At 68.6% G+C, this 12,233-nt stretch carries 12 protein-coding genes; 9 read left to right on the top strand and 3 right to left on the bottom strand.

Annotated elements, in window-relative coordinates:
* Window positions 1–101: 101 nt before the first annotated feature.
* A complete protein-coding gene (locus AVR91_RS26420; RefSeq protein ID WP_063271342.1) occupies window positions 102–878 on the top strand; it encodes a hypothetical protein in 777 nt (258 codons plus the stop codon).
* On the opposite strand, the gene AVR91_RS26425 is transcribed toward AVR91_RS26420, so the two are convergent.
* On the bottom strand, window positions 875–1,579 hold the full coding sequence (locus AVR91_RS26425) for an SRPBCC family protein (RefSeq protein WP_063271343.1): 705 nt from the start codon (window positions 1,577–1,579) through the stop codon (window positions 875–877). The genes AVR91_RS26420 and AVR91_RS26425 overlap by 4 nt on opposite strands.
* Window positions 1,580–1,758: 179 nt before the next feature.
* Between AVR91_RS26425 and AVR91_RS26430 the strand changes: the two genes are divergently transcribed.
* From AVR91_RS26430 to AVR91_RS26440, 3 genes are read left to right on the top strand one after another with little or no spacing between them, the layout of a single operon-like run.
* Window positions 1,759–2,244 (top strand): pyridoxamine 5'-phosphate oxidase family protein, encoded by a 486-nt coding sequence (locus AVR91_RS26430; protein WP_063271344.1) that lies wholly within the window; start codon window positions 1,759–1,761, stop codon window positions 2,242–2,244.
* Window positions 2,245–2,255: 11 nt separating this feature from the next.
* Window positions 2,256–2,705 carry a VOC family protein gene (locus AVR91_RS26435; RefSeq protein ID WP_063271345.1) on the top strand — a complete coding sequence of 150 codons (450 nt, stop codon included), beginning with the start codon at window positions 2,256–2,258 and terminating at the stop codon, window positions 2,703–2,705.
* A 58-nt stretch (window positions 2,706–2,763) separates the two neighbouring features.
* The gene (locus AVR91_RS26440) at window positions 2,764–4,110 is read left to right on the top strand and encodes a hypothetical protein (protein ID WP_063271346.1); all 1,347 of its coding nucleotides are present in this window, start codon (window positions 2,764–2,766) and stop codon (window positions 4,108–4,110) included.
* Here AVR91_RS26440 and AVR91_RS26445 read toward each other — a convergent pair.
* Both AVR91_RS26445 and AVR91_RS26450 read right to left on the bottom strand, forming a co-directional pair.
* Window positions 4,080–4,703, bottom strand: a complete 624-nt coding sequence (locus AVR91_RS26445; RefSeq protein ID WP_063271347.1) for an HD domain-containing protein — start codon at window positions 4,701–4,703, stop codon at window positions 4,080–4,082. The two genes, AVR91_RS26440 and AVR91_RS26445, sit on opposite strands and share 31 nt — an antisense overlap.
* Before the next feature lie 27 nt (window positions 4,704–4,730).
* The gene (locus AVR91_RS26450) at window positions 4,731–5,543 is read right to left on the bottom strand and encodes a hypothetical protein (RefSeq protein ID WP_063271348.1); all 813 of its coding nucleotides are present in this window, start codon (window positions 5,541–5,543) and stop codon (window positions 4,731–4,733) included.
* Between the two features lie 228 nt (window positions 5,544–5,771).
* Here AVR91_RS26450 and AVR91_RS26455 point away from each other — a divergent pair, with 228 nt between their 5' ends.
* From AVR91_RS26455 to AVR91_RS26470, 5 genes are all read left to right on the top strand, one after another.
* Window positions 5,772–6,446 (top strand): hypothetical protein, encoded by a 675-nt coding sequence (locus tag AVR91_RS26455; RefSeq protein WP_394329678.1) that lies wholly within the window; start codon window positions 5,772–5,774, stop codon window positions 6,444–6,446.
* Window positions 6,443–8,053 carry a DNA polymerase Y family protein gene (locus AVR91_RS26460; protein WP_228708028.1) on the top strand — a complete coding sequence of 537 codons (1,611 nt, stop codon included), beginning with the start codon at window positions 6,443–6,445 and terminating at the stop codon, window positions 8,051–8,053. Before AVR91_RS26455 ends, AVR91_RS26460 begins: the two co-directional genes overlap by 4 nt.
* A 2-nt stretch (window positions 8,054–8,055) precedes the next feature.
* Window positions 8,056–8,208, top strand: a complete 153-nt coding sequence (locus tag AVR91_RS43420; RefSeq protein WP_162836879.1) for a hypothetical protein — start codon at window positions 8,056–8,058, stop codon at window positions 8,206–8,208.
* A 3-nt stretch (window positions 8,209–8,211) separates the two neighbouring features.
* Window positions 8,212–11,565: an error-prone DNA polymerase gene (locus AVR91_RS26465; protein ID WP_063271350.1), complete on the top strand. Its 3,354-nt coding sequence runs from the start codon at window positions 8,212–8,214 to the stop codon at window positions 11,563–11,565.
* Between the two features lie 106 nt (window positions 11,566–11,671).
* The gene (locus AVR91_RS26470; protein WP_063271351.1) at window positions 11,672–12,181 is read left to right on the top strand and encodes a hemerythrin domain-containing protein; all 510 of its coding nucleotides are present in this window, start codon (window positions 11,672–11,674) and stop codon (window positions 12,179–12,181) included.
* Window positions 12,182–12,233 lie beyond the last annotated feature (52 nt).

A 12,233-nucleotide genomic window follows, 5' to 3' on the forward strand; every position in this document is an offset into this window, starting at 1 on the left:
GACAACCTAGCCAGTGCCCCTGCGCCCCCTCCCGCACCCCCGGTTCGCCTTTAGCGGGCTAAACGCGACGCGGACGTACGTGAGTCGCCAGGGGAGGATCGGTGCACCAGCCGCCGCAGGGGTACGGCCAGGGGCCGGGTTACGGCCCGCCACCTGGGCAGGGAGGCCCGCCGGGCTACGGGCAGCAGCCGGGTTACGGCCCGCCCGCCGGTCCCGGATACGGTCCGCCGCCCGGCTACGGCCCGCCCGGCTACGGGCAACCGCCCAAGAAGAAAAAGACCGGGCTGATCGTCGGCGTGATCGTGGGTGTCGTGGTCCTTCTCGGGCTGGGCATCCCCGGCGCCATCTTCGGGTCGGAGTACTACGCCTCGGTCGGCAAGGCGCCGGTCTCGCAGCAGCCGCCCGCCGAGTGCGCCATCTCCCCGGAGCTGCTGAACAAGACGTTCACCACCAGCTTCCAGGGCGTTCGCGACAACGAGATCAAAGCGGGCGAGATCGTCACCAAACAGCAGGGCTGTTCCTGGCTGCCGCCGGAGAGCGACAACGTCCACGACCGCGCCCTCCAGGTCATGGTGTACCGCCACGAGGGTCCGGACGCCGAGAAGCGCGCGGCCGAGTCGTCCACCGGATCGGCCGCGCCGTCCGAGCGCCAGCAGCAGGTGCAGGGCATCGGGGAGAAGGCGGTCCTCGTCTCCCTCGACACCGACAGCGCCTTCAGCGGCGCCGAGCTGCGGGTCATCCAGGGCGTGTACGTCGTCCTCGTCACCTACAAAGGCTGGGACAAGGGGTTCTTCACGAACTCGCCGATCCCGCCCGCGGAGTCCGCCGAAGTGGCGAAATCCGTGGGCGCCGAACTCGTGAAGAACCTGCCCCGCTAGGCGTACAGGCCGTTCAGCCAGGCTGTCCACGCCTTCTCGGCCTTGTCCGCGTCGGCGTCTTCGGCGAACAGATGGTGCCCGATGCCCACAGGCCAGCCCCAGACGTTCCGGCCGTAGAAGCGGTACAGCGCGTCTTCGGTCCGGATACCGATGAAGGCCGGCGTCAGGTAGTCGACGACGCCTTCGACGCCGGCGACTTCGAGATGCACCCGGTCGCCCACGGCCTTCGCGCCTAGCGCCGCTCTCACGGTCTCGAACGCCTCCGGGGCCTTCGACGCTTCGGGGGCGTCGGCCTTGAAGTACTTCGCCTGACGCCGGTTGAAGTGCGTCAGGTACTCGCCCAGCGAGTGGCAGTAGAACGCCGTGTGCTGCTCGCACGCGTCGTACTCGACGTCCCAGTCGTCGAGGACGGTGGTGTGCTCGTAGCGCAGGTACGTGCCCCCGTCCTTGGGTTCGAGGACGTATTCGAGCGTGTTGAACCAGCCACTCTCGTCTTCCGCGTACGTGACGAAGCGCCGCGACGGCTTCCAGACGGTCACCATGCCGCCGTTGGGGGTGAGGCCCGACTCGGCGCCGCCGTCACGGGGTTCGTACTGGATCGGCCAGAGCCACCCACCGCTGGCGGTGGTGATCGCGGCCCAGGTGTCGGCGGGGGTGGTGGGCAGGAAGCCCTCGAAGCGGACCTCGGATTCCTTCGCCATGACTGTCCTCTCTCTTGTGTCTTATGAGAGCGACGCCTGGCCAGGGGCGCTTTCGACAAACAGATCGCGTTTAGCCCGCTAAAGGCGAAGTGATGCAGGTCACAGTTCGGGATGTCGAAGTGCGGCGGACAGCGGCGTCCCCGGGGTGTCCGCGAAGACGACGACCCGAGGAGAGAGACATGCAGCAGAGCGCGATCGACGAGATCCTGAACCGCCCGCTGAGCCAGGAGCTCCTGGCGCGTGACCTGGGCCGGCTGGCCTACACCGCGTCCGACGGCACACCGAGGGCGATCCCGATCGGCATCCACTGGAACGGCAAGGAGATCGTCATGTGCACCTCGACGAACGCGCCGAAGCTGCACTCGCTGCGCCGCAATCCCGCCGTCGCGCTGACGATCGACACCGAATCGCATCCGCCGAAGATCCTGCTCCTGCGCGGCACCGTCGAGCTGGACCACGTCGACGGCATCCCCGACGAGTACCTGCGGTGGAACGGCACCTACGAGATGACGCCGGAGCAGCGAGCCGAGTGGGAAGAGAACGTGAAGTCGCTCTACGAGAGCATGGTCCGCATCGTGATGACCCCGACGTGGGTCAAGCTCATCGACTTCGAGGAAACGCTGCCCACCGCCGTCGAAGAGCTCATCCGCCGTCAGAGCGCCTGAAAGGAACCGCCATGACGCTCAAGAAGCTGGAACAGGTCGCTGTCGTCGTCCACGATCTCGAAGCGGCCAAAGCGTTCTTCACCGAGCTGGGGCTCGAATTGGAAGGCGAGGCGTCGCTCGAAGGGGACACGGTCGATCGCATCACCGGGCTGAGCGGGGTCCGGACGGATATCGCGATGCTGCGGCCGCCGGACGGCCACGGTGGGCTGGAGCTGATCAAGTACCACACGCCGGAGGGGCCGGAAGCCGATCCGCACACGCCGGTGAACACGCCCGGCATCCGTCATCTGGTGTTCTCGGTGGAAGGCATCGACGAAGTCCTCGAGCGGTTGCTGCGGCATGGCGGCACCCTCGTCGGCGAGCTGGTGCGGTACGAGGACAGTTACCGGCTCTGCTACGTCCGCGGCCCGGAGGGGATCGTCGTCGAGCTGGCGGAAGAGCTCGTACGCCGGGAAGCGTAGGCGAGAAGCCGCGTCTCGACGGATTCCCGCGAAGCCTCGCGCTGCCAGCATTTCCGCCATGACATTGACAGGAATCCTGGCCGCCGCGCTGATCGTCACCGGTGCGCCCGCGATCGGCGTGGACGACGTCCGTGTGCACACCGGAGCGATCGACGGTGCCCGCTACCGGGTCGAGGTGCCGTCGAACTGGAACGGCAAGTTGTTGCTGTACAACCACGGGATCTATCCGCCGGGCCACGTTCCCGAGGAAATCGAACTCGCCAACCGGGCGGAGGCGAAACCCGTTCTCCTCGGCGAGGGGTACGCGTTGGCCGCGTCGCTCTACAGCAAGCCGAACGGCTTCTCGGCCCGTGAAGCCGTTCACGATCAGACGGCGCTGCTGTCCTGGTTCGACCGCAACGTCGGGCGTCCGGAGCAGGTGCTCACCTGGGGAGCTTCGGGCGGCGGGCTCAACGCGGTCCTGCTGTCCGAGCGGCTCCCGCACCGGATCGACGGCGCGCTGGCGATGTGCGGTCCCGTCGCGGGTGGTTCCGCGTTGTTCGGCCAGGCGCTCGATCTGGGGTTCACGGTCCGGACGCTGCTGGCGCCCGAACTGGAGGTCGTCCGCATCGCCGACCCCGGGGTGAATCTCGCGAAAGCCCATCAGGTGATCGTGAAGGCGCTGGAATCACCCGATGGACGGGCGCGGCTCGCTCTCGCCAACGCGTTCGCCGACGTCCCCGGCTGGTCGACGGCACATCATCCCCGTTCCACCGATGTCGCCGAGCAGATCCGTCAGCAGACGAAGTTCGTCCAGGCGGTTTACGACCAGCTGGCCTGGGGTGCGCACCGGGCCGATCTGGAGAGGCAGGCCGGCGGGAATCCGACCGGGAACACCGGTGTGGATTACCGCGGCCTGCTCGCCCGGTCCAGTGAACGCGGCCTCGTGCACCAGGCCTACCGTGACGCGGGCCTGGACCTCGGCGCCGACTTGGCACGGCTCGCGGCCGCACCCGGGATCGAGGCCGACAAGGCCGCCGAACGATGGCTCGGCCGTGTCGGGACCCCGACCGGGCGCGGCCGTCAGCCCGTCGTCACGCTGCATCCGATCGGCGACGGCGTCGCCCCCGAACACGAGCGGACGTACGGCGACCGCGTCGATCCCGGCCGGATCCGGCAACTGTTCGTCAACCGGGGCGGGCACTGCCAGCACACCGCCGCGGAAGAACTGATGGCGTTGCGTGTGCTGCGGGACCGCGTCGAAACCGGTCGCTGGCCCTCGACGTCACCGGAAAGCTTGAACGCCGAGGCGAACCGGTTCGGCCCGGAGTTCCGCTTCCTCTACGACTGGCTGCACGGCGAGCCGGGTACCGCCGCACCCGCTTTCCGGCGATATCACCCGGATCCGCTTCCCCGTGCCGTCTGAGGCCGGTCGCCGACGGGATGGCTCGCTTGGAAGGCCAGCCGCCCGTCGGCGCCGGCCGCGATCCGGTCGAGGACGTCGTCCAGCCCCGAGAAGATCTGCCACGGCGGCTGTCCGGTCGCGACGGCAAGACGCTCGATGAGGGCCTGTTCGAGATCGGTGACCCGCTTCGCTTTCCACACCTTGTCCGCGACGCTCACCAAGAGATCTTCGACACCGACGTCCGCCCTCCAAACGGCGTGTGTCCGCGCGAATCGCGCGCGGCTCTCGGCGATTCCTCGGGAGACGAGGAGTTCGTAACCGGCCTGCTCGTGAGCGGAGCCGGGCCCGGACAACTCTTCACGGTGGATCGTCTTGCCGATGTCGTGGACGGCCGCGCCGAAGAGGGTCTCTTCACGGTCGAAGACCACTTCCGGGTGTTGCTTCTCCAGCCAGTCGGCCAGTGAACACGTCACGTCGTGAACCGCGCGCAGATGCGCGGCCAGCCGCGGAGGTGCGGCCAGCTCTTCCAGCAGTCCGCTCACCTCGTCCGGCAACGGGCGAAGCGGTGGCTCACCGGGCTCGGTCAGGGCGCGGCGCAAGGCTGACGAGGGCATGGCGTCCAGAATGACAGAAACCGCCGTTCATTCCCCCTGGTAGCGCAGGCCGGTGCGCTTCAGGACCACCCAGCGCTCACCGGGCCGGTCCGCCACCACCGGATACCACCGCGGCGCGACCGCGTCGGTCAGCTCGCCACCTCGTTCGATGAGGGAGCTCACGGCCGGTTCACCCACCACGATGAGCGCGGACCAGTCGACGTGCGCCAGCAGGCTGTCTTCGGTGACGCCGAACCGTTCCTCCAGAACGGTGACCAGGTCGTGCCCGGTGTCCGGACCGGACCGGACTTCGCTGACGTCGGGCACTTCTTCGACCACATCGGGTTCGTCGTAGTCCTCGTATTCGTCTTCGTCGTCTTCGCGTTCTTCGGACCAGACGTGGTGATCCAGCCGAGAGATGCTGTTGCTCAGGTCGAAGGCCTGCTCGTCGGTCATGCACAGCGTCACGGTCTGCCCGTCGGTCAACGTGAACGTCAGTTCGGCCTCCGGGTAGCCGCTCGTGCCGGGCTCCGCCTCGACCATGCCTGCCACGGTCCCGGCCAGCGCCGTGGGCGCCGGGCTCGTGTGCCAGTCCAGCGACGGCAGGTTCGCGGCCATCTCCAGCACGCACGTCGCGGCGGTCCAGAACGCGTCCTTGTCCCGGAAGTCCTTGCGGCTGCTGGTCAGCGTCCGGCCACCGCCCAGCGGCTCGGTGCGGGCGTCCACCTGGCCCCGCCCGGTCCCGTTCTCCCAGATCGCGGTGACCGTGACCCGGTTGGCCAGGCGTTTGCGGTAGTTCTCGATATGGCCTTCCCTGGCGAGTTCCCAGCCGTTCACCGTCTCGGGCCAAGCGTCGTCCACTGCGGTTTTCCTTTCCTGACGGGAAGACCCCCGGTCTCGGACGTGACAGGGCCGGTGATCGTTCCGGCTCGCTTGACAACCGCTGCGCCACCCGGTCTACTGGAGTCATCGAACAAGCGTTCGAAGTGCCGCCTTCCCCGTGGCACGCCGGTGCCGTCCACAAAGGACGGTCTAGGTGTCGTGGGGAGGCGAGGTCCGGTGACAGCGGAGGTGGTCGAGGCGCGGGCCTTGCCGTTGGCGAGGCTGGCGGCTTTGCCAGGAGTGAGCACGGCCAGTGGCGTGGCTTCCGCGGCCGAACACGCGAGGACGACGGGAAGGGTGCTCCCGGTGTCCCCGGCGTTGTCCGGTCTGCTGCCCGCCGCGGGGCTCCGGCGCGGGAGCACCGTTTCGGTGCTGGGGTCCACGTCACTGATGCTCACCCTGCTGGCCGCCGCGACCGCCGGCGGTGCGTGGGCGGTCGCGGTCGGCCTGCCCACGCTCGGGGTGGTCGCCGCCGCGGAACTCGGGGTCGAGGTGGGCAGGCTGGCGCTGGTCCCCCGCCCCGGTGCCGAGTTCCCGGCGGTGACCGCGGCCTTGCTCGACGGCTTCGATCTCGTGGTCGTCGGTCCGGGCCTCGCCCGGCCCGAGGTGGCGAGAAGGCTGTCCGCCCGCGCGCGCAATCGTGGTTCGGTGCTGCTTTCGCTGGGTTCCTGGCCCGGCGCGGAGGTCGAGCTGAGCTGTCGTCGTTCGCGCTGGACGGGTTTCACCGGCGGTGGCGCGGGCTATCTGCGCGCTCGTGAAGTTGAGGTACGGGCGGGTGGCCGGGGTGCGGCCGCCCGGCCGATGTCGGCCTTGCTGCGCTTTCCCGGCCAGGGCGAGGTCGAGCGGGCCGAGTTCCCCACGACCAAATGGGGGACGGCATGAACCCGCCGGTGCGCATGCTGGTGCTGTGGTGCCCGGACTGGCCCGCGGTCGCCGCCGCGGCCGTCGCGGGCGAACCCGTCGGCCGTCCGGCCGCGGTCTTCTCGGCGAACCGTGTGGTCGCCTGCACCGCGGTGGCCAGGGGATACGGCGTCCGTCGCGGGATGCGGCGGCGCGAGGCCCAGTCCTGTTGTCCGGAGCTGGCGGTCTTCGGCGAGGACGAAGGTCGCGACGCCCGGCTCTTCGAGTCCGTCGCACGGGCGGTGGAAGAGCTGGCCGTCGGTGTCGAGGTGGTACGCCCGGGGATCGTCGCCGTCCCGGTCGACGGCGCGGCCGGTTACTTCGGCGGTGAGCACGGCCTCCTCGAAAGACTGGTGGACGAGGTGTCGGTGGCGGCGGGCGTGGAGAGCCAGGTCGGCGTGGCCGACGGCCTGTTCGCCGCGACGCTCGCCGCCCGCCGGTCGACGCTGGTCGAACCCGGTGGGACGGCGGAATTCCTTGCCCCGCTGCCCATCCGTGAACTCGACCAGCCCGAGGCGGGCCGCGCCGAGCTGGTCACCTTGCTCAAACAGCTCGGCCTGCACACGTTGGGTGCCTTCGCGGCGCTCGGCGAAAGCGATGTCTCCGCGCGTTTCGGCATGGAGGGGGTGCTCGCGCATCGGTTGGCCCGAGGACGGTCCGAACGTCCGCCGTCGCGTCGCCGTCCGCCGCCGGAGCTCTCGCTCGCGAAGGCGTTCGACCCGCCGATCGACCGGGTCGACGCCGCCGCGTTCGTGGCGAAAGGGCTCGGCGAGCGTTTCCATGCCGGGCTCGCCGCGTACGGGCTGGCCTGCACCCGGCTCGGCATCTACGCCACCACCGAGACCGGCGAACAGCTCGGCCGGGTGTGGCGTTGCGCCGAACCGCTGACCCCGCTCGGCGTCGCGGACAGGGTGCGCTGGCAGTTCGAAGGCTGGCTGAAAGCCAAGGATCGCCCGCACTCCGGGGTCGTACGGCTGCGGCTGGAGCCGGAGGAGACGGTCGAAGGCCGGTCGCTCCAGCTCGGGCTGTGGCAGGCGGGTGCGGCGGGTGCGCTGCGGCCGTCCACCGAGGACGAGGACCTGTCCGGCGAGCGCGCCGCTCGCACCCTGGTGCGGGTGCAGGGGCTGCTCGGTCCGGAGAGCGTCTTCACCGCGGTGCTCGACGGCGGCCACGGTCCCGCCGAACGCGTCCGGCTGGTGCCGTGGGGCGACAGACGGGAGAAGACGGCGCAGGCGGACGCGAACTGGGCCGGGAGGCTTCCGTCGCCTTCCCCGGCGACGGTGTTCGCCCGGCCGGTGCCCGCACAGGTGCTGGACGAGAACGGGCGCGTCGTGGAGATCACCGCGCGGCGCCGGGTCACCGCCGCGCCGTACCTCGTGAGCTTCGAGGGTGGTGAGCCGCGCGAGGTGATCGCCTGGGCGGGGCCGTGGTTCGTCGGTGTCCGGGCCGGCGCGGGGCACGCCCGGTCGGCGACCCGGATGCGGCTGCAGGTGTTGCTGGCCGACGGGCAGGACGCCGAGGAAGCGGTGCTGCTCCGCTTCGAGCACCACAAGAATCCGATGTGGACACTGGAAGGGAAGTACGACTGAACATGGACGAGGAGTACACGCGGCTGGTGCGGCGATGGCTGGAGGAGCCTGCCATCCCGGTGCAACGTGCCGAGCTGGATTCGGCCTGGGCGGCGTGCGTCCCGCGCGCGGAAGTGTTCGTCCCCGCGCCGAGAAGCTCGACCGAGAACCGGTGACCGATGGGCTGGAACAACCCTCCGCGGCCATGGAAGGACCTCGCCCGCGAGCTCGCGGGCGAGGTACCGCCCGGGGACGGCGGTGACAGCCCCGCGTGGAGTGCCAAGCGGCAGGGATACCAGCGGCCCGCGGACCTGACCGGGCTGATCGGCGACGACGACGGCGCCACCGCGCGCCGGGTGCCGTACGCCGAACTGCACTGCCATTCCAACTTCAGCTTCCTCGACGGCGCGAGCCATCCCGAGGAACTGGTGGAGGAAGCCGCGCGGCTGGGCCTGGACGCGATCGCGCTCACCGATCACGACGGCATGTACGGCGTGGTGCGCTTCGCCGAAGCGGCGAGGGAGCTGGGCGTGCACACCGTCTTCGGCACGGAGCTCAGTTTCGGCCTGTCCGGCCCGCAGAACGGGTTCACCGATCCCGAGGGTGAGCACCTGCTCCTGCTGGCCAAGCAGAAGGACGGCTATCTGAGCCTGAACCGGGCGATCACCGCCGGGCAGCTGCACGGCTTCGACCGGCGGTCGTTGTCCCCCAAGGAAAGGGCGGAGAAGGGCAGGCCGGTCTACGATCTGCGCGCGGTCGCCGAAGAGGTACGCGGGAAATGCGTCGTGCTCACCGGCTGCCGCAAGGGCGCGGTGCGCAAGGCACTCGTCACCGAAGGCCCCGCGGCGGCCGTCGTGCGGCTGAAGGAACTCATCGACTGCTTCGGCCGGGAAAACGTGTACGTCGAACTCATCGACCACAGCCTTCCCTTGGACAGCACGCACAACGACCTGTTGAGCGAGATGGCCGCGGAATTCGGGCTGCCGACGGTGGCGACCACGGCCGCGCACTACGCCCGGCCGGAGCGGGCTCCGCTCGCCGACGCGCTCAGCGCCATCCGCGCCCGGCGGGGCCTGGAGGACATGGAGGGCTGGCTGCCCGCCGCGGGGACGGCGTTCCTGCGATCGGGGGAGGAGATGGCCGAGATCTTCGCGCGGTATCCCGGCGCGGTGCAACGAGCGGCGCTGCTCGGGCGGGAGTGCGCGTTCGAACTCCACCACATCGAGCCGAAACTGCCGCCGTTCGCTGTTCCGGAAGGCCACACCGAAGCGTCCTACCTCCGGGAGCTCACCTACGAGGGCGCGAAGGAGCACGAGAAGAACAAAGACGCCGAATACCGTGAGAAAGCGCGGAAGCTGATCGAGCACGAACTGGAGATCATCGAAGAACTGGGGTTCCCCGGCTACTTCCTGATCGTCTGGGACATCGTGCGGTTCTGCCGGGACAACAAGATCCTCTGCCAGGGCCGGGGATCGGCCGCGAACTCGGCGGTCTGTTACGCGCTCGGCATCACCAAGGTCGACGCCGTGCGCTACGGCCTGCTCTTCGAACGATTCCTCGCCCCGGAACGCGACGGTTACCCGGACATCGATCTCGACATCGAATCCGATCGCCGAGAGGAGGCGATCCAGTACGTCTACCGGAAATACGGGCGGCTGAACACCGCGCAGGTGGCGAACGTGATCACCTACCGGGCGCGGTCCGCGGTCCGGGACGCGGCGCGGGCGCTGGGGTACTCGCCCGGCCAGCAGGACGCGTGGAGCAAGCAGATCGACCGGTGGGGTGCGTTGCGGGCCACGGAAAAGGACCACGATCACGACATCCCGGAAGAAGTCGTGGAGCTGGCTTGCGCGCTCGAAGACTTCCCCCGGCATCTGGGCATCCATTCCGGTGGCATGGTGATCTGCGAACAGCCGGTGAGCGAGGTGGTCCCGATCGAATGGGCCCGCATGGAGAATCGCAGTGTCGTGCAATGGGAGAAGGACGACTGCGCCGCCGCCGGGCTGGTCAAATTCGACCTGCTCGGGCTCGGAATGTTGTCGGCCCTGCACTATATGATCGATCTGGTTCGTGACCACAAAGGGGAAGAGGTCGACATCTCCGAATTGGATCTCAAGGATCAGAACATCTACGAAATGCTCTGCCGTGCCGACGCGATCGGTGTCTTCCAGGTGGAGAGCCGCGCGCAGCTGGCCACACTGCCCCGCTTGCGCCCCAAGACGTTCTACGACCTGGCGGTCGAGGTCGCGCTCATCCGGCCCGGCCCGATCCAGGGTGGATCGGTGCATCCCTACATCCGGCGCAAGAACGGCAAGGAGAAATGGGATTTCGACCATCCGAAACTGGCCAACGCGCTGGGGAAGACACTCGGTGTCCCGTTGTTCCAGGAACAGATGATGCAGATCGCCCTCGATATCGCCGATTTCACCCCGGCGGAGGCGGATCAGCTGCGGCACGCCATGGGCGCCAAACGTTCCGAACACAGGATGGAAAGGCTCAAACGGCGTTTCCTTGAAGGCGCCGCGAAGAACGACGTCGACGGGGAGCTGGCGGAGAAGATCTTCGGCAAGCTCAAGGCCTTCGCGAATTTCGGCTTCCCGGAGAGTCACGCGCTGAGCTTCGCCCTGCTGGTGTTCGCGAGCTCGTACTTCAAGTACTACCACCCGGACGCGTTCCTGGCGGGTTTGCTGCGGGCGCAACCGATGGGGTTCTACTCGCCGCAGTCGCTGGTCGCCGACGCGCGGCGGCACGGGGTGCGCGTGCTCGGCCCGGACATCAACGCGAGCCTCCCGCACGCGACGCTGGAACCCTTGCCGGGCGGGGAAGAACTGCTCGCCGTGCGGGGCGGTCTGTCCACCGTGCGGATGATCGGCGAGAACCTGGCGCGGAAGATCGTCGAGGAGCGGGAACGCGATGGCCCGTTCGCGGATCTGGCGGAGGTCGCCCGGCGGGTGCGGCTGACCAAACCGCAGGTCGAGGCGCTGGCCGCGGCCGGCGCGTTCGGTTGTTTCGGCGAGAGCAGGCGAAGCGCGCTCTGGGCGGCGGGCGCGGTCGCCGGTGAAAGCCTGGAGAAACTGCCGGGGCTCGTCACCGGGGTCAAAGCGCCGATGTTGCCGGGAATGGAGGAAATCGACATCGCGGCCGCGGACGTCTGGGCCACCGGGGTGTCGCCGGACAGCTTCCCGACCCAGTTCATCCGGGAACACCTCGACGAACTCGGCGTCGTCACCGCCGCGGGCCTGCGCGAGATCCCGCACGGCGCCCAGGTGCTGACCGGGGGAGCCGTGACCCATCGCCAGCGGCCGGCGACCGCGGGCGGCGTCACCTTCATGAACCTCGAAGACGAGACGGGGATGATCAACGTCATTTGCACGATGGGTGTGTGGCAGCGTTATCACCGGGTCGCCCGCGGCAGTCCGGCCTTGCTGATCCGAGGCGTGGTCGAGCGCACCGGTGAGGTGGTGAACGTCCTTGCCGAACAGATCCGGCATCTGCCGTTGCGGATCACCGCCAAGTCCCGTGACTTCCACTGAACCCTCTTGACGATCACTCGGGGGCTGTGCTGAAGTTGCGCCAGCGTCGCAGTGCACCCGGCAAAGAGACCGTCGCGGGCATGGAGGCGCCGGACCATGGGAAATCATGGAAACCCCTTCTCGGACGAACGGCCGGTTGACGGCGTTCGGAAATCAACTCGTTCAGGTTCACAACTGGCTGCGTAAAGAGCTGGCCCTGCTGCACGACGACCTCGGGTCGGTCGCGGAGGGGCGTGCCGAGCGGCTGCGCGATCTCCGCGCCCATTGCCTCACCTTCTGCTCGGCGCTCACGAGGCATCACACCGGCGAGGACGGTGGCGCTTTCCTTGTACTGGCGGACAAATTCCCCGAATTGCGGCCGTCGCTCGAAGAGCTCGCGCACGACCACGGGGTGATGACCGGGATCATCGAACGGCTCGAAGAGCTGGTCGGCGGCATCGGTCCTGGGTCGAGTGAGGACGAGATCCTCGACGTCCAACGGGAACTGGATGGCCTCACGGCGATCATGGAGACGCATTTCCGGTACGAGGAGAAGCGGATCGTCGAGGTGCTCGACTCGCTGGACATGCCGGAGTGGCAGGAGTCGCAGCCGGCTTTCCTGCTGAAGACGCATTAGGACACGATCTGTCCTATACGGGTTCTAGCGTTCTTCTCATCGCACACGACGA

The sequence above is a fragment of the Amycolatopsis keratiniphila subsp. keratiniphila genome, assembly GCF_001620365.2.
Taxonomy (GTDB): domain Bacteria; phylum Actinomycetota; class Actinomycetes; order Mycobacteriales; family Pseudonocardiaceae; genus Amycolatopsis; species Amycolatopsis keratiniphila.